We start from the raw sequence: 18005 nt of genomic DNA, 5'->3' as shown, positions 1-18005 counted from the left end.
AAGAAAACGGAAAGTGAATCAGACGCGCGTGGTCTTGTAGTACTGCTGAACGTGTTCGCTCAGCGTGTAACCACCACCGCGTGTGGGCTTGGGCAAGGCCACGGCAGCGGGTGCCGTTTGCTTGACCACACCGGGCAAAACGGCGGTGGCCGCCGCCACTGCGCCCACCGTGGCAGCGCCCGAAAACAGGCTGCGACGAGAAATGGAAGAGGTTTTGGAAGACATCAAGGACTCCTGACAATTTCACCAGCAGATTTGCCAGCATAGGCAATTTTTTGCATAGGCGATGTTAACGGCTTCACCGCGCCACCGAAAATGAATAACCCTCAGATTGCATGGATTCAAGTCAGCTAAGTGACTTTTCAGGAATTCATCGGATCTGGAACAAGATCAACCCACACAGAAACGATGCCCTGTGTGGGTTGTCAAGCGTACTTTTTTACTTGTAAAGCACTTCTGGCAACCACATGCCGATGGCCGGGAACATGTAAAGCAACACGATCGCAAAGACCTGGATCGCCATGAAAGGCAGCATGCCTGCAAAGATCTGGTTGAGCGTGACGTGCGGTGGGCTCACACCCTTCAAATAGAACGCAGCCATGGCCACCGGTGGGCTGAGGAACGCGGTCTGCAGGTTCAAGGCCACCAACAAACCGAAGAACAGAGGATCAATGCCGAAGTGCGGCAGCAAGGGGATAAAGATCGGCATGAAAATCACGATGATCTCGGTCCACTCCAGCGGCCAGCCCAGCAAGAAGATGACCACTTGCGCCAGGATCATGAACTGCACCGGCGTCAGGTCCATGCCCAGCACCCAAGTGTTGATGATCTCTTGCCCACCCAGCAAGGCGAAGGCCGCCGAGAAAATGCTGGAGCCCACAAACAGCCAGCACACCATGGCACTGGTTTTGGCCGTCAGGTACACCGATTCGCGCAGCACCACATAGTTCAGGCGTCGGTAAGCCGCCGCCAGCAGCAAGCCACCCAGCGAACCCATGGCCGCCGCTTCGGTCGGTGTGGCCAGGCCAAACACGATGGTGCCCAGCACCGCCAAAATCATGAGGGCCAGCGGGAAGAACGAGCCCAGCAGCATCTTGAAAATCTCAAGGCGCGTGAAGCTGAAGTAAGCGTAGAAGATGGCCAAGGCCACGGCACAGCTGACCAAGCCGATCCAGAAGGACATGGGTGCGGCTTGACGCTCACCGGCGCTGGCAGCGGCTTCTGCAGGCGAAGCTGCAGCGGGCGAAACTACAGGTGCGGCTTCTTTAACCACCACCTCTTCAGAAGATGCCTTGTCTGCCGCAGGGGCACCCGACTTCTCCGTGCCGGGAGGCGTTTGCAGGTCGTCACCGGGCGGCTCTGCCAAGCTGTTTTCAGTGTCGGCCTCCTCGGCCGAATCGGCCAATTCACCACCCATGGCCACCACGCCTTCCACCGCCTCAACAGGCAGCGGTGCGGTGACCTTGAAGTAAATGGTGCCCATGATCGCTGCCACGGCCAAAGCCGGCAACAAGGCAATGCCCAAGTGGTTGAGCAACTCGCGCATGGGCACAGCGGCATTGCGCTTGCCTTTGATCGCACCGATCAAACCAGGCAAGACGGTATTGCTGACTTCTTTGGACACCACTTGCGCAAAGGCGGGCAAAGGCACGATGCGGTCTTCGGCCGACATGGGGGGTGCCATATGCGGCTTGATTTTGGCCAAGATCACCACGTACAGAACGTACAAAGTGGCCAACATCAAACCCGGGAAAAATGCACCGGCATACAACTTGACCACCGAAACACCAGCGGTCGCGCCATAAACGATCAACATGACCGAAGGCGGGATCAAAATACCCAAGCAACCACCCGCAGTGATGGCACCTGCCGACAGCTGCACGCTGTAACCGGCACGCAACATGGCGGGCAGCGCCAGCAAGCCCATGAGCGTGACCACAGCGCCCACGATACCCGTGGCGGTGGCAAAAATGGCGCAGGTCACGATGGTCGCGACGGCCAGAGAACCTGGCAAACGGGCCATCGCCAAGTGCATGCTCTTGAAGAGCTTTTCAATCAGGTTGGCGCGCTCAATGAGGTAACCCATGAACACGAACAAGGGGATCGAAATCAGCACGTCGTTGGACATGACCGAGTACGCACGCTGAACCATCAGATCCAGGGTTTGCTGAACCGCCAAATCGGGGTTTTGGCTTTTGTAGGCGATCCACGCGAAGATCATGCCCATGCCCATCAAGGTGAAGGCTGTGGGAAAACCCAACATGATCGCCACCACCACCAACGCCAGCATCAACAAGCCCAAATGACCGTTGGTCATCTCCGAGGGTGCAGGCAACAAAACAAAGGCCGACAACACGACCAAGGCCATGATCGTCAGGCCAAACCAGACTTCTTTTTTCATTTGTGGGTTCCCTTGCCAGCCGTCACCAGCACATCGAGTTTCGCGATGTCTTCGTCCTTGACGTTGACCATTTCCTTGAGTTTTTCGACGTCGACCTCGTCCACGTCATCGCCACGCTTGGGCCATTCACCCTGCTTGATGCAAACAATGCAACGCACGATTTCAACCAGGCCTTGTGCCAGCAAGAAGGCACCTGCAATGGGCAAGATGGTCTTGAAGGGGTACACCGGTGGGCCATCGGCCGTGATGTTGGAGTGCTCGTGGATGGCCCAGGATTCGGCGGCAAAACCGTAACCTGCATAAGCCAATGCCACCACACCCGGAATGAAGAACACGATATAAAGCAACAGGTCCAGCCAGGCCTGCAGCCGGGGCGGGAAAAAGCCGTAGAGCACATCGCCGCGCACATGGCCGTTTTTGGACAAAGTGTATGCACCGGCCATCATGAAGAGCGATCCGTACATCATGCTCATCACGTCAAAGGCCCAGGCGTGGGGGCTGTCCAGCACATAGCGGGAGAAAACCTCCCAGGAAATCATGAAAGTCAAGGCCACGATCAACCAGGAAAAAAACTGGCCGATCCAGGTGCTGACTTTGTCAATGAAGAGCAATAAATTTTGCATATCGGGGGTCACATAAGTAAATCAGCCATCCGGTTCAGGGCCGGATGGCTGATGGGTTGGCTCAATTCAAAGAATCAGGCCTTTTTGGCACCGAAGAAATGGTTCACCGCCATGCGACGGCTGATGTTGGTGTCCTGGTCCCACTTCACAGCACGGGCGGCGAAAGCTTTCTGCGAAGCCACCACTTCCTTGAAGATGGGGTTCTCGGCAGACTTCTTCTCCAGGATTTCAGACCAAACCTTGAGCTGCTCTTGCAAAATCGCGTCGGGTGTCTTGTAGAACTTGACCTTGTCCTTGGTCTGCAATTCGATGTAGTCCTTGGAATAACGGTCGATGGCTTTCCAGGACATGTCGGCCGAAGCGGCTTCTGTGGCGATGGAAATCACGGACTTCAACTTCGCGGGCAGCGCGTCGTACTTGGTCTTGTTGAACATGATCTCGAAGGTTTCCGAAGCCTGGTGGTAGCTTTGCAGCATGCAGACCTTGGACACATCGGGGAAGCCCAAAATGCGGTCGGAGGTGGCGTTGTTGAACTCGGCACCGTCGAGCAGACCACGGTCCATCGCAGGGACGATCTCGCCGCCTGGTAGAGCGTTCACGGCAGCGCCCATGGCGGTGAACAGGTCAATCGCCAAACCGTTGGTGCGGAACTTCAGACCTTTCAGGTCAGCTGTCTTTGTGATTGGCTTCTTGAACCAGCCGAATGGCTGAGTGGCCATGGGGCCGTACAAGAAGGACTGCACGTTGCCGCCAATCGAAGCGTACAACTTGGCCAGCAGCTCAGCGCCGCCGCCGTACTTGTGCCAGGCCAAAATCATGTTGGCGTCCATGCCGAAAGCTGGGCCGGAGCTCCACAAGGCCAAAGCGTTTTGCTTGCCGTAGTGGTAACCCAACACGCCGTGACCGCCGTCCAGCGTGCCCTTGGACACAGCTTCGAGCAAACCGAACGCAGGCACCACGGCACCTGCTGGCAGCACTTCGATCTTCAGATCGCCACCGGTCATGTCGTTGACTTTTTTGGCGTAGTCGAGGGCGTACTCGTGGAAGATGTCCTTGGCGGGCCAGGTGCTCTGCCAGCGCATGGAGATCGGGCCGGTCTGGGCCTTGGCGATCATGGGTGCAGAAATGGCACCTGCGGCAACAGCAGCGCCTTTGAGGAGGTTGCGACGGCGTGGGGTTTTGTTCTCTGTCAAGATTGGCTCCAATCGTTATTGAACTTGCAAGCGTAAAAAATTACCGCTTGGTTAGTCATTATGGGATGGTCGCCCCGTTTGCCCCTAAGTGAAAACCCGCAATCGTGGCTGCATTTTTCTCAAACGGATTGACAAAAAAATTCATTCCACCAGATCAAACCCTTGGGCTTCAACGCTCAGGAAGCCTGCCGTGAATTCCGCCAAGCGCGCATAAAAATCAGCTTTGGGATGCCCTTGCAGCACCAGACACATTTGCGGCACCCAGGTTTGCACATGTTGGTTGAAAAAGCCCATCTGCTGCGTCAGATTGGCCACCGACACATCGTCCCCGGCGATCAGGTAGCGCATCACTTCGAAGACATAGGCCGCATGGTCTTCGGTTTCCGACATGCCCTCGCTGCGGCCCAGGCCCAGTTCGGCCAGGTCTTGCCTGAGTTTGACCAAAGGCTTTTCATTCAAAAAACCGCTCAGGTAATGCGAGCCGAACAGGTACACCTCGGGTTTGCCCACACCGCCAAAGAGACTGTTGAATTCGGCGGCGATCTGCGCCTGCGTCAATCGACGGGCGCAGGCCACCAACTCGCGCCAAGGCTCTTCCAGAAAGCCACCGGCATCGGGGGCCTCGGTCACCGCGACTTGAAGCTGACCCAGCAATGCATCGCCCGGGGCTTGGTAGTACAGCTGTGACAGCAAGCCATAGACTTCGGCACGGGCGGTTTCTTCGTCCAGCGCATGGCTGCTGGTGGACAGGTTCAGTTCTTGGCTCATGGCAACAGCTTATTGGGGTTTGGAAGGGGTGCCGGCACCCGGAACGCGCACCTGGTTTTCGTCGGTGAACATGTCCACCACGCGGCAGTCACCACACATTTTGAGCCGCTCCAGGGCCGTGCCCTGGAACATGCTGTGCCCGGCCAGGCGGCCGAGCATGGCTTCGATGCCTTTGAGCGTGCCAAAAGGTTTGCTGCAGCGGATGCAGGCATAGGGCGGGCTGCCGTGCAAGACACGCGCTTGCGTGCGCTCGGGCACCAGCGACAGGCGTGATCGCAAGGTGATCGCATTCTCCGGGCAGGTCTTGGCACACAGGCCGCACTGCACGCAGTTTTTCTCGATGAAGCGGATCTCTGGCTGCAGCGGGTTGTCCTGCAGAGCCGACGAGGGGCAAGCGCCCACACAGCTCATGCACAGCGTGCACTTGCTGCCATCGACCACGATGCTGCCCAAAGGCGACCCGGCAGCGGGCAAGTCGAGCGCCTTGGGGCGGCTGGCCTCGTCCATGGCCATGACGGGTGACTGGGCCATCAGGTGGTCAATGACCAGCTCCAGGTTGCTGCGCTTTTCGGCTTGCACCGCGTGGCGGGCGGCCGTGGCCGGGCCGGTGGGCAGGCTGCTGGCCTTGAGGCTGCGGGCGCACAGGCGCTGCAAATCGGCGTCCAGTGAGGTCGCAGTCTTGGCTTCGATGAGTTGGAAATGCACGCCGGTGTAACCCAGGCCATTGAGCAGGCTTTGGGCCACGGCCATTTGTTCCATGAGCGCGGTGCGGTATTGCGGCGCTTCTTCGGCGGTGATCAGCACCATGACCTGGCGTGCGCCGTAGGCCACGGCCGAGAGCCACAACTCCATGCCGACACTGGCGGTGTGCCACAGCGCCATAGGCATCACACGGGCAGGCACGCCCTGCATGACGCCCAGCTGCGCACCCCGGCCCAGCTCGTCGATCAGGGCTTGGCCTTTGTCCTGGCTGTGCAAGAGCAAAGCGGCATCGCGCCCGCCAGCGGCCTGGTAGGCCGACAGCAGTGCGCGGATCTTGGCGCCCTGCTCTGCCGGGCGCGGGTAGGCGTAGGTCAGTGCGCCCGTGGGGCAAGCCGTGGTGCACGCGCCGCAGCCCACACACAGGTGGGGGCTGACCACGATTTGCTGACGGCTTTTGTCCGAGCGCACAGCCTCGGCCGAGCAGATGTCAATGCAAGCGCTACAGCCGACTTGCTCGTTGCGGCTGTGGGCGCAGAGCTTTTGCTTGTAAGCAAAAAAGCGGGGTTTTTCAAACTCGCCCACCAGCTCGCGCACCTTGAGCAAGGTTTGCAGGTCTTTCCCGTCCCAGCGGAAGTAGCCCTGCGGCAAGGCGTGCGAGGTGAATGTGGGCGAAGCTTGGTCACCACGCAGGTCCAGCACCACATCAAAGCGCTCGGTTTGTGGGCGGGCGTCGCGGCTGAAGTCGATGGCGCCAGCGGCTTCGCAGACCTTCACGCAGTCGCGGTGCGAGGTGCAACGCGACAAATCCACTTGGTAATCGAGACCAATGGCTTGCTCGGGGCAAGCCGCCACACAGGCGTTGCAGCGGGTGCACAGGTCGAGGTCAATCGGGTTGCTGGCGTCCCACGACACCTCAAACGCACCCAACCAACCTTTGAGGCCTTGCAAGCGACCGGCCACCACCGGAAAGCGCCGCTCTTGGCCGCCCCCTGCGTTGCCAGGGCCTTGCGCAAAAATCGTGACCTGCATCGCGTCGGCCAGGAAGCTGGCGGCGCGTTCGGCGGCGTCCACAGCACCGATGACGAGCACACGGCCTTCGCTTTTATAGGTCACGGTGGGGACCGGCTCGGGCTCGGGCAGGCGGGCTGCGGCCAACAAGGCGGCCATTTTGGGGGTGGCATGCGCAGCCTCACGGCCCCAACCGCCGGTTTCACGGATGTTGACGAAGCGGATCGGGGACACAGCGCCTTCGGTTTGCTCGGCCAGTTCACTGAACAACCGTTTTTCTTGCGTGCAGGCCACCACCACGGTCTCGCCGGTTTTCACGGCTTTTTGAAAGTGCCCGGCCTCACGACGGCACAAGGTGGTGTACAGCGTCAGGTCTTCACCCAGTGCTTGACCCAGAGCTGGGGCTTGCAGGGGCATGGTTTGGTTGCAGTTGCAAATCAGGGTCGTCATGTTCTGTCGTTTCGAAGGCTTGCAGCGCTGTTGTGGGTTGCAGTGCCTGTGTCGTTGAGGAGGGCGACTGTGCCACAAGTGGCGAGCCTTGCTGCGCGTCAGGACTTTGATCAGGGTTTTCCGGTGCAACATCGGGCGACAACAGACGGCGGGCCGTCTCGCTGGACGCTTCAGGCGATGGTTGGCCTTCAGGAAACAAATTCAGCAACTGTGCGCCCACCATCTTTTGCAACATGCCTGCAGGCAATGGATCGGGCGTGTTGTAGTCACCGATGTAAATGTCCAGGCCATCCATCACGTTGAAGTGCGGATCGGCAAAGAGTTTTTTGACCGCCGCATTGCGCACATCCGAGGCCACCCCGGGTCGCATGAAAGGCTGGAAATCGGACTCGGCCGTCAGCCCCTTTGCATCCTCCAGCGTGGGCAGCGCCTGGGCCGTCGGGTCGGACGGGTTGGACGGGTTGGTGTCCTGGCCACCTGCCTCGGCAAGGCCGACCGGGCCCTGCGCAGCGCTTGCCCCCTTGTCAGGCACCCCACCGCCCGAGACCAGGCCAGTGCCTGACGGTTCTTGCAGCGGACGATCAGGTGTGACGGGTTCTGCTACGGGCAAGCCTTGGGCCAGCGCTTGTTTGCGTTTTGACCAACGGCTGAAAAAAGGCTCGGTCACGCAGTGCCCCCTGCCCCTTGCGCACCCCTGCCTGCGCCACCGGGAGCCCGGCGTTTTTCCTGCGTGCTGACCGATGCGGGCTGCCCGAAACGGTCGGTCAGCCCCTGAAAGCTTTGCGGTCGTTGCCGCTTTTTGACTTCGGGCACATGAAACGCCTCGGTGAAAGCGCGCATCTGCGCCACCACCTCTGCGGGTGCAGGCACGTTGTCCACCGTCTCCTGAGCGTCCAGCCAACGGCCTGCGTCGTGGTAGCTCAGGCTCAAGGCTTGTGGCACAGCCCTGGCGGCCTGGCCATCGGCCTCGTGCATGCGCCACATCACAAAAAAACTGGGGGTGGGCGAGGTCTGGTTCAGCCAGTAGCCCTCGGCATCGTCGGTGAACAACTCCAGCCGCCAGCCGGGGTAAATCCACAAGGCCTCGTCATCGGTCTGTCGCAAACAACGGGGCTCGCTGCCAAAACTGGCCTCTTGCGGCACCACATCGACCAGCACCCAGCGGTGCGGCTGCCAACGGGCCATGGCACCGGGCACGGCCTCTCGGCGCATGAGGATGGCGACCTCGGACAAAGCATGTGCGGACATTTCAGACTTTCATCAACCCTGAGGGGTGTGGCCCAGCGAGGGTAATCGCAAGGTAAAAACCGTGCGGTATCCAGGTTCTGACGTGAAGGTGAGGCGACCTCCGTGCATCTCGACAATCGAGCGGCTCAACCACAAGCCCACCCCCATGCCTTGGGATTTGGATGTTTTGAACAAACTGAACACATCGTCCTGGCGCTCGGGCTCGATGCCTCTGCCGTTGTCTTCGACGTCCAGCTCCAAGAAATCGCCCGAGACCTTGCCCCGTATCCTCAGCAGCGGATAACGGGGATGGCCGTCCAGCATGGCGTCAATGGCGTTATTCAGCAAGTTCAGGACCACCTGCTGCAATTGCGTGGCGTCTCCGTTCAAGCGGAAATTCGCATCAAACTCCGTGCTCACCAAAATGTGGGATTGCTCCATTTGGGATTGAACCAAGTCCAGAACATCCAGGACCAGCCTGTCAAAGTCCAAGGGGACGTACTCGCCCTTGCTCATTCGAAACAGGTTGCGCAGCTTGCGGATGATTTCAGCCGCCCGCTGCGTGTCACTGACGATGCATTCAGCGACCGTGGTCAAGGTGGCCAAATCGGCAGCGCCTTGGCCCCGCACGGCCGCACCCAATTTGGCCTGCAGCAGCTCAGCATGGAGCAAATTGGCCGTCAGAGGCTGGTTCAGCTCATGGGCAAAACTGGCCACCAAAGCACCCATGCCCGCGCTTTTGTTGGACAAGGTCAGTTGGCGGATGATTTCTTCGCGCTCGTTCAGCAAAACCTCCAAGTCCTGGGAATGCTGCAAAGCCATTGCGGCACGCTCTTGCTCACGGGCCAGTTGCTGCTCCGTCTTGATTTTGTTGCGGTGGTCCTGGTCCACAAAGATCTGCATGAAACCGACGCACAACATGACGATGGCCATGAATTGCCCCAAGAACACCAAAACGTTGTCCCAGGTTGCCTCGTACAAATCGTCTGACCCCACGCCCGCCAGCATGGCCAATGCCTTGATGCCCAAAGTCACCGACAAAGTCATGCCCGCCCACTTGACCGAAGACGCCCCCTTGGGGTCGTGTGTCAAAGCGATGCGCTGGCCTGAAAAGAAGTATTCGAGACAATTGACGCTGTAGTACGCATAAAACAGCAGCACGATGGTGCTCTCGGGCGAGCCGCCAAAATGCAAAGCGTAGCTGAGCGCCAAAAAGACGATGTTCACCGGGCCCGATTTCCACAACCAGGCTGGCGAAGCCGGGCCGTTGAGTGAACGCAGCGCCACCTGACGCCCCCAGTTGCCCGCTGCCATCAGGAACTGACCTGCCACCACCACCACATCGGTGTCGATCAAACCCCGGCTGCCCAGCACGCACAAACCCAGGGCACTGAAAATACCCGACGCACTCCACAAGACGACCACCGGACTGCGAAACCGGGCCAGTCCGTACCAGATGGCGGCGTGCAGCATCAGGTACAAAAACGCATCCATCCAGAAGATGGTTTGCACATTCACATTCAAGGCGGGCTCCTTGGCCAGATCGGTTGGGCACACCGACAGCAGGCCCCAAGTCCTCGCTCCGCCGGTTCATCACAGCCGCCGATTATGCGTTCATCGGCACCTGGCTTTCGATGCGGACCGCGCAGAATTTGAATTCCGGAATTTTGCCAAACGGGTCCAGTGCCGCATTCGTCAGCAGGTTGGCCGCAGCCTCCTGGTAGGCGAAGGGGATGAACACCGTGCCCAAGGGTGTGCCATCGTCTTGGCGGACCTGCAAACGCACCTGACCCCGGCGTGAAGCAATGGTCACCCTGTCGCCGGGCACCAGGCCCCAACGCTGCAGGTCAGCCCCACACATCGAGGCCGTGGCTGCTGGCTCCAGCGCATCGAGCACAGTGGCCCGGCGCGTCATGCTGCCGGTATGCCAGTGCTCCAGCTGCCGCCCGGTGATCAGCACCATGGGGTACTCGGCATCGGGCTGCTCGTTGGCGGGGATCAGGCTGGCAGGCACCAGCCAAACACGGCCGTCTTTCGTTGGAAAGTGGTCGTGGAAAACGATGGGCTGGCCCGGGTCGTCGGCGCTCACGCAAGGGTAAGTGACCGAGCCTGCGTTCAGTCGCGCCCAGTCGATGCCGCCCATGGTCGGGGCCATGGCTTGGCGCATTTCCTCGTACACCGCGGCCACGCCATCGTGCTCGCCAGCGTAAGGCCAATCGAGGCCCATGCGTTGCGCAATCTGCTGGACGATCCACAAATCAGGCTTCGCATCGCCCGGTGGCAGCACAGCCTGACGGCCCATCTGCACCGTGCGGTCAGTGTTGCTCACGGTACCGGTTTTCTCGGGCCATGCGCTGGCGGGCAGCACCACATCGGCCAGCCAAGCGGTTTCGGTCAAGAAGATGTCTTGCACCACCAGGTGCTGCAAGCTCGCCAGCGCATGGCGGGCGTGGTTCAAATCGGGGTCGCTCATGGCCGGGTTCTCGCCCATGATGTACATGCCGCGCACCTTGTGCGGGTCGCTGTCTGGGGCGAGCGCCTTGTGCATGATTTCGACCACGGTGTAGCCGGGCTGGTCGTCCAGCTTCGTGTCCCAGAATTTCTCGAACCAGTCGTGCGCCGACTTGTCTGTCACGCGCTGGTAGTTGGGGTACATCATCGGGATCAGGCCTGCGTCGCTCGCGCCCTGCACATTGTTCTGGCCACGCAGCGGGTGCAGGCCGGTGCCAGGGCGGCCAATCTGGCCGGTGATGCTGGCCAGCGCGATCAGGCAGCGCACGTTGTCGGTGCCGTGCACATGCTGGCTTACGCCCATGCCCCACAAAATCATGGCGGCTTTGGCGCTGGCGTAGGCACGGGCCACTTCACGGATGGTGTCGGCCGGGATGCCGCAAACCGCGCTCATGGCCTCGGGTGTGTAGCCCTGCACATGGGCCTTGAGCTCGGCCACGTTGTCGGCGCGTTCACTCAGGAATTTTTCGTCGCACAGGTTCTCGGTGACGATCACATGCAGCATGGCGTTGAGCAGCGCCACATCGGTGTCGGCCTTGAACTGCAGGTTGCGCCAGGTGTGTCGGCCAATGTCCGTGATGCGCGGGTCGGCCAGCACGATGCGCGTGCCGCGCTGGGCGGCGTTTTTCATCCAGCTGGCGGCCACGGGGTGGTTGCTGGTGGGGTTGGAGCCGATCACGATGATGAGGTCGGAGTGCTCGACATCGCGCACCGGGTTGCTCACCGCGCCCGAGCCCACGCCCTCCAAAAGCGCCGCGACGCTGGATGCGTGACACAAGCGGGTGCAATGGTCCACGTTGTTGCTGCCAAAGCCGGTGCGCACCAGCTTCTGGAACAGGTAGGCCTCTTCGTTGCTGCCCTTGGCCGAGCCGAAACCGGCGAGCGACTTGGGGCCATGTTGTTGGCGCAGCGTGTTGAGCGGCTGGGTGGCCAGCGTTAAAGCTTCTTCCCAAGTGGCTTCGCGGAACACCTCGCGCCAGTCGGTGTGGCCGTCGATCAGGCCCAGGTCTTTGGCCACGCCCGGCTTGCGGATCAGCGGCTTGGTGATGCGGTCCGGGCTGTGGATGTAGTCCATGCCGAAGCGGCCCTTGACGCACAAGCGGCCTTCGTTGGCGGGGCCTTCGCGGCCTTTGACGCTGACGATCTTTTCATCACGCACCTGGTAGGTGACGAGGCAACCGACGCCGCAAAACGGGCAGACGGAGTCCACTTCGCGGTCCACCTTTTGCGGGCCCATGTGGCTCTTGGGCATGAGCGCGCCCGTGGGGCAAGCCTGCACGCATTCGCCACAGCCCACACACGAGCTGCCGCCCATCGGGTCGGCCAGGTCAAAGACCACCTGCGTGTGTGCGCCCCGGAAGGCCAGGCCAATCACATCGTTGACCTGCAGGTCGCGGCAAGCGCGTTCGCAGCGGTTGCACTGGATGCAAGCGTCCAGATTGACGGCCATGGCCGGGTGGGACAGGTCGGCGGGCACGGCATCACGCCTGAGCGCGGCCAGTTGCGGGCGCACCTGCACGCCGTGGTGTTCGGCCCATTGGCTCAGCTCGCCGTGTGGGGCTTCGGCGCGGTCATCGAGCCATTTGAGGCCCTGCTCGGGCAGGTCGGCCAGCAGCATCTCCAGCACCATCTTCTGGCTTTTGACGGCGCGTTCGCTGTCGGTGCGCACCTGCATGCCGGGCGTGGCGCTTCGGCAGCAGCTGGGCGCCAGCGTGCGTTCACCGGCCACCTCGACCACGCAGGCACGGCAGTTGCCATCGGGTGCCAAGCCTTCTTTGTGGCACAGGTGCGGGATGGCGATGCCAAGGTCTTTGGCGATGTTGAAAATGCTTTTTCCGGCTGGCGCTTCGACGCTTTGGCCGTTGAGGGTGAATTGAACGGTGCTCATGCGGCCCCCACTTCGTGCGGGAAATACTGCAACACGCAGCGGATCGGGTTGGGCGCGGCCTGTCCCAGACCGCAAATGGACGCATCGCCCATGACCTGCGCCAGGTCTTCCAGTGTGTCGCGGTCCCAGACCTCAGCGGTCATGAGTTTCGCGGCTTTATCGGTGCCCACGCGGCAAGGTGTGCATTGGCCGCAGCTCTCGTGCGCAAAAAAGCGCATCACGTTCAGCGCTGCGTCGCGGGCGCTGTCGTGTTCGCTGAGCACCATCACAGCCGCCGAGCCGATGAAGCAGCCATGTGGCTGCAAGGTGTCAAAGTCCAGCGGCACATCGGCCAGGCGGGCGGGCAAGATGCCGCCGCTGGCACCGCCAGGTAAATAAGCGTAGAGCTTGTGCCCTTCGGCCATGCCGCCGCAGTATTCGTCCACCAGTTCGCGCAGTGTGATGCCCGCAGGCGCGAGCTTGACGCCCGGCTGCTTCACGCGCCCACTCACGCTGAAGCGGCGCAAGCCCTGACGGCCATGACGCCCATGCGATGCAAAGCTGTCCGCGCCCTGCTCCAGCAGTTCACGAATCCAGTACAGCGTCTCGAAGTTGTGCTCCAGCGTGGGGCGGCCAAACAGGCCGACTTCGGCGATGTAAGGCGGGCGCAGGCGCGGCTCACCACGTTTGCCCTCGATGCTTTCGATCATGGCGGACTCTTCGCCACAGATATAAGCCCCCGCACCCCGGCGCAATTCGATGCGTGGCAGCGTGCAAGGCGGGTTCGCGTGCAGCTCGGCCAGTGCTTGCGTGAGCAGCACACGCGCTTCGTGGTATTCGTCGCGCAGGTAGATGTAGACCGCCTCGCAACCCACCACGCTGGCCGCGATCAGCACGCCTTCCAAAAAGCGGTGCGGGTCGGCCTCCAGGCAGGTGCGGTCCTTGAAAGTGCCGGGCTCGCCCTCGTCGATGTTCACGGCCATCAGGCGTGGTGCGGGCTGGCTGCGCACGATGCGCCATTTGCGCCCGGCCGGGAAACCCGCGCCGCCCAGGCCACGCAAACCAGAGGATTCCAAGACTTGGATCACTGATTCGGCCTCGCGCTCGCCCGAGGCCACTTGCCGCGCAAGCTGGTAGCCCCCGGCTTGCAGGTACGCGTTCATGCGAATCGCGTTGGGCAAGGCGTTGGGGGTCGTCTGGTTTTGCGCCACACGTTCGGCCACAGTTTCGGCCGTCGCCTGCGCCACGGCCTGCTGACCCACCTGCGCGGCCGGGGCCTGCTCGCAGCGGCCCAGGCAGGGCACGGACACGACCTTCACACCCGATCCCTTGTTTAGCAAATCGTTTTGCAACTGGCGCAGCAAACTGTCGCTGCCTGCGAGGCTGCAGCTCAGGCTGTCGCACACCCGCACGGTGATGCGCGGGGCAGCTTCGTCGTCTTTCAGAATCTCGAAGTGGTGGTAAAAGGAAGCGACCTCGAACACCTCCACCACCGACAGCCGCATTTCGGCGGCCAGCGCCACGATGTGACGCTCGAACAGGCCATGGAAATGGTCGTTCAGCACATGCAGGTGCTCGATCAACAGGTCTCGGCGGTGGCCGTCTGTGGGTGGCTCGCCGATGAGGGCGCGAACCTCGGCACGCGCGTCATCGCTGGCCTGACGGCCCTTGAGCCGGGATCGGGGTTGGCGCAGTTGCTCACGCAGCGTATTCAATCCGATACGGGTTTCAGAAATGGAATCGGTCTGCATGCGAAATGGTCACATCCGTTTGAGAAATTCATGTCTGCCATGAACAAGCGCTGAATGTCGGGGCTAAAGCCACCGACCTACAAGATACCTGATCCTGTCACCCACAGAAAACAGGGGTTTTGTAGGAGCTTGCCCTGCAAGCGATAAGCGGGCCGCAGACCTCTGGCCCATTGATCGCCAGCGGGGCTGGCTCCTACAAAGACAGGCACGGTGATCCAACACCGCACTTTGTCAATAAGTCTCAAGGTGCAAACGGCCTTCTTTTTTGAGCGCCGCACCGATGCTGTCCCAATCGAGTCCGGCGTTCTGTGCGATGTCGCGCAAGGCCATGACCACACCCTCTTCCATGCTCTTGAGGCCACACACATAGAAACAGGTGTTGCCGTCTTTGAGCAGCGTGGCCACATCGGCCGCGCGGTCGCGCAGGGCGTCTTGGACATAGCGCTTGCTTTTGCCCGCTTCACGCGAGAAAGCGAATTCGATGTCGATGAAGTCTTTGGGCAGGTTGTTGAGAGGCCCGAAGTAAGGCAGTTCGGCCGGGGTGCGGGCACCAAAGAACAGCATCAACTTGCCACCCTCGAACTTGCCGCTGGCGCGCAGGCGGCGACGCCATTCGGTCATGGCCCGCATGGGCGCTGAGCCGGTGCCGGTGCAGATCATGACGATGTTGCTCTTGGGGTGGTTGGGCATGAGGAAGCTCGCGCCAAACGGGCCGATCACCTGCACCTTGTCACCGACATTCAAATCACACATGTAGTTGGAGCCGACGCCGCGCACGGGTTGGCCGTCGTGGTCTTCGAGCACGCGCTTGATGGTCAACGACAGGTTGTTGTGGCCGGGGCGCTCGCCGTTGCGGGGGCTGGCAATCGAGTATTGGCGCGCATGGTGGGGCTTGCCTTTGGCGTCTTCGCCGGGCGGCAAGATGCCAATCGATTGGCCTTCGAGCACGGGGAAAGGCAGGTTGCCGAAGTCGAGCACGATGTGGTGGGTGTCGTACTCTTGCTGGCCGTCTTGTTTACCGACTTCGGTCACGCGCAGGTTGCCGGTCACGGTGGCGGTGATGGTTTTCTCGGCCGCCTTGGGGCCATAGAGGTTGGTGTAGGCGTGCGCCGCAGACCAAGGCGGGATGGTCGCACCGAACTGGGCCGAGTTGAAGCCGGAAGCAGCGGCGGTGCTGGCAGCCGATGACGAAGAGGCTGCAGCTGCTTGCACAAGCGCTTGGGCTTCTTCTTGTGCGGCGTCGGCCGAGCCACCAGCCGCAGCAATTTCTTCGGCGCTGAGTTCGGCGGGCAGTTCGTCCCATTTGAGTTGTTCTTCGATGCTGTAGGCCTTGGCCTTGGGCATCATGCGCCAGTTGTCAATCGAGCCTGTCGGGCATGGCGAGATGCAGTCCATGCAGAGGTTGCAGATGTCGGCCTTGACCACGTAATTAAGCGAGTCGTGGGTGATCGCGCCCACCGGGCAAATCGCTTCGCAGGTGTTGCAGCGGATGCAGATTTCCGGGTCGATCAGGTGTTGTTTGATCAAGGTCGCTTCTGTGCTCATGTTTGGGCTCTCTTGTGTTTTGTTTGTCAGCGGTTTGTCTTTGTGGGCTGCGTGGTCCGCAACAGTATGGCTTGGGGCCGGGCACCTCATACTGGGGTACCAGAAATCGGTGCCCGGCCCCAAGCCATCCCATTGCTCCGTGCCCGTTTGAACGGAAGCAGTCTACCGGTGTTCCAAATGCCTAAGGCATCACATGCCATTGAAAGGGCAAGGGGCGGGTGACGATTTTCGGTACCCCGGTATGAGGAACCCGCCCCTTGCCCTTTCAATGGCCGCCTCAATTCAAGGCAGAACATTCAACAACCCAGCACCCCAAGCAACTCAAAGACAACTCAGACGCCAAGCAAACACCATGCAGTCGTCAAAGGCAGGGGCGGGTGACGATTTCTGGTACCCCAGTATGAGGAACCCGCCCCTGCCTTTGACGACTGCCGCCCCACGAAGGAGGCAGCAGTCAAATCAGAGACTCAATCAGTTGAAGCGAACGTAATCAAAGTCCACTGGCTGACGGTTGATGCCCATGACGGGTGGCGCGATCCAGTTGGCGAACTTGCCTGGCTCGACGACGCGGCCCATGAGGCTGGCCACATAAGCGCGGTCTTCGTTGGTGGGCAACCACTCGCCCACTTGCGCCATCCACTGCTCGTCGGTCACCACTTGGCCATCGGGCGTGATCTTGGAACCAGACAAAGAACCGATGTTGCGGTGGAAAGCTTTGTGCGGAGCCTTCAAAGTGAATGGAATACCCGCTTTGGAGATCACGCGGTTCCAACGCTCAATGCCGCCTTTGGAATCGGTGATGTAGTCGTCGCGCAGCACTTCGTTCAAAGCGTTCAGCATAGGCACTTCTTTTTCGATCAACTTGCCGTCTTCGACCGACAGGATCTTGTAGCTGTTGCCCTTCAAGATGTGGTCATCGCCACGCTTGCCTTCTTCGTAACGGCCCTTCAAGCCAGAGCTGTAGAAGGTGGCGGCATTCGACGACTCGTCGGCACCGAACAGGTCGATGGTCACCGAGAAGTGGAAGTTGATGTAACGCTGGATGGTCGGCAGATCGATCACGCCGGCAGCACGCAGCTTGCCCACGTCGTCGGTTTTGAGTTCGTTCATCACATCGACGGTGCGCTGGATGGTGCGGCTCACGCCGGACTCGCCCACAAACATGTGGTGCGCTTCTTCGGTCAACATGAACTTGGTGGTGCGAGCCAACGGGTCGAATGCGGATTCGGCCAAGGCGCACAGCTGGAACTTGCCGTCACGGTCGGTGAAGTAAGTGAACATGAAGAAGCTCAACCAATCAGGCGTCTTCTCGTTGAAGGCTTGCAAGATGCGTGGGTTGTCGGCGTTGCCGCTGTTGCGCTGCAGCAGGGCGTCGGCTTCTTCACGACCGTCCTTGCCGAAGTATTTGTGCAACAGGTACACCATGGCCCACAGGTGGCGGCCTTCTTCGACGTTGATCTGGAACAGGTTGCGCAGGTCGTACATGCTGGGCGCAGTCAGGCCCAGGTGGCGCTGCTGCTCGACAGACGCTGGCTCGGTGTCGCCTTGCGTCACGATGATGCGGCGCAGGTTGGCGCGGTGCTCGCCAGGCACGTCTTGCCAGGCTTTTTCACCGATGTGGTCACCAAAGTGAATCTTGCGGTCTTGCTCACCGGGGTTCATGAAAACGCCCCAGCGGTAGTCGCGCATCTTGACGTGGCCGAACTGGGCCCAGCCTTGTGGGTCCACGCTCACGGCGGTGCGCAGGTACACGTCCATGTCGGTCGAGCCTTCGGGGCCCATGTCGTCCCACCAGTTGATGAAGTTGGGCTGCCACTGCTCGAGCGCACGCTGCAAGGTGCGGTCTTCGCTCAGGTTGACGTTGTTGGGGATTTTTTCGCTGTAGTTGATACCGGACATCATGATCTCCTGGGGTGGTTAATCGAGTTGGGTGTAGGGGGTTGAGCGTTTGAGGTTGAG

Annotated in this window: 13 protein-coding genes; all 13 read right to left on the bottom strand. The window is 60.7% G+C overall.

Annotated elements, in window-relative coordinates:
* Nucleotides 1-18: 18 nt before the first annotated feature.
* On the bottom strand, nucleotides 19-225 hold the full coding sequence (locus B9Z47_RS16135; RefSeq protein ID WP_108332243.1) for a formate dehydrogenase: 207 nt from the start codon (nucleotides 223-225) through the stop codon (nucleotides 19-21).
* A 214-nt stretch (nucleotides 226-439) separates the two neighbouring features.
* On the bottom strand, nucleotides 440-2401 hold the full coding sequence (locus B9Z47_RS16130) for a TRAP transporter large permease subunit (protein WP_108332242.1): 1962 nt from the start codon (nucleotides 2399-2401) through the stop codon (nucleotides 440-442).
* The gene (locus B9Z47_RS16125; RefSeq protein ID WP_108332241.1) at nucleotides 2398-3024 is read right to left on the bottom strand and encodes a TRAP transporter small permease subunit; all 627 of its coding nucleotides are present in this window, start codon (nucleotides 3022-3024) and stop codon (nucleotides 2398-2400) included. Before B9Z47_RS16125 ends, B9Z47_RS16130 begins: the two co-directional genes overlap by 4 nt.
* A 74-nt stretch (nucleotides 3025-3098) precedes the next feature.
* On the bottom strand, nucleotides 3099-4217 hold the full coding sequence (locus B9Z47_RS16120; RefSeq protein ID WP_199226448.1) for a TRAP transporter substrate-binding protein: 1119 nt from the start codon (nucleotides 4215-4217) through the stop codon (nucleotides 3099-3101).
* A gap of 141 nt (nucleotides 4218-4358) precedes the next feature.
* Nucleotides 4359-4985 carry a molecular chaperone gene (locus tag B9Z47_RS16115; protein ID WP_108332240.1) on the bottom strand — a complete coding sequence of 209 codons (627 nt, stop codon included), beginning with the start codon at nucleotides 4983-4985 and terminating at the stop codon, nucleotides 4359-4361.
* A gap of 9 nt (nucleotides 4986-4994) precedes the next feature.
* Nucleotides 4995-7112 (bottom strand): 4Fe-4S binding protein, encoded by a 2118-nt coding sequence (locus tag B9Z47_RS16110; RefSeq protein ID WP_108332239.1) that lies wholly within the window; start codon nucleotides 7110-7112, stop codon nucleotides 4995-4997.
* The gene (locus B9Z47_RS16105; RefSeq protein ID WP_108332238.1) at nucleotides 7072-7812 is read right to left on the bottom strand and encodes a DUF3306 domain-containing protein; all 741 of its coding nucleotides are present in this window, start codon (nucleotides 7810-7812) and stop codon (nucleotides 7072-7074) included. Before B9Z47_RS16105 ends, B9Z47_RS16110 begins: the two co-directional genes overlap by 41 nt.
* Nucleotides 7809-8393 carry a DUF3305 domain-containing protein gene (locus tag B9Z47_RS16100; RefSeq protein ID WP_108332237.1) on the bottom strand — a complete coding sequence of 195 codons (585 nt, stop codon included), beginning with the start codon at nucleotides 8391-8393 and terminating at the stop codon, nucleotides 7809-7811. Before B9Z47_RS16100 ends, B9Z47_RS16105 begins: the two co-directional genes overlap by 4 nt.
* A gap of 12 nt (nucleotides 8394-8405) precedes the next feature.
* The gene (locus B9Z47_RS16095; RefSeq protein ID WP_233253843.1) at nucleotides 8406-9890 is read right to left on the bottom strand and encodes a sensor histidine kinase; all 1485 of its coding nucleotides are present in this window, start codon (nucleotides 9888-9890) and stop codon (nucleotides 8406-8408) included.
* 88 nt (nucleotides 9891-9978) lie between these two features.
* Nucleotides 9979-12771 carry a formate dehydrogenase subunit alpha gene (gene fdhF, locus B9Z47_RS16090; protein ID WP_108332235.1) on the bottom strand — a complete coding sequence of 931 codons (2793 nt, stop codon included), beginning with the start codon at nucleotides 12769-12771 and terminating at the stop codon, nucleotides 9979-9981.
* Nucleotides 12768-14501 (bottom strand): NADH-ubiquinone oxidoreductase-F iron-sulfur binding region domain-containing protein, encoded by a 1734-nt coding sequence (locus B9Z47_RS16085; RefSeq protein ID WP_108332234.1) that lies wholly within the window; start codon nucleotides 14499-14501, stop codon nucleotides 12768-12770. Before B9Z47_RS16085 ends, fdhF begins: the two co-directional genes overlap by 4 nt.
* A gap of 231 nt (nucleotides 14502-14732) precedes the next feature.
* Nucleotides 14733-16046: a benzoyl-CoA 2,3-epoxidase subunit BoxA gene (gene boxA / locus B9Z47_RS16080; protein WP_108332233.1), complete on the bottom strand. Its 1314-nt coding sequence runs from the start codon at nucleotides 16044-16046 to the stop codon at nucleotides 14733-14735.
* Nucleotides 16047-16517: 471 nt separating this feature from the next.
* Entirely contained in the window at nucleotides 16518-17945 is a 1428-nt protein-coding gene (gene boxB, locus B9Z47_RS16075; protein WP_108332262.1) for a benzoyl-CoA 2,3-epoxidase subunit BoxB, read from the bottom strand.
* Nucleotides 17946-18005: the final 60 nt, after the last annotated feature.

This window comes from Limnohabitans sp. 2KL-1, assembly GCF_003063435.1.
Lineage (GTDB): Bacteria > Pseudomonadota > Gammaproteobacteria > Burkholderiales > Burkholderiaceae_C > Limnohabitans_A.
Note: the sequence above shows the minus strand (reverse complement) of the source record. Positions and strands in the feature narration are given on the sequence as shown.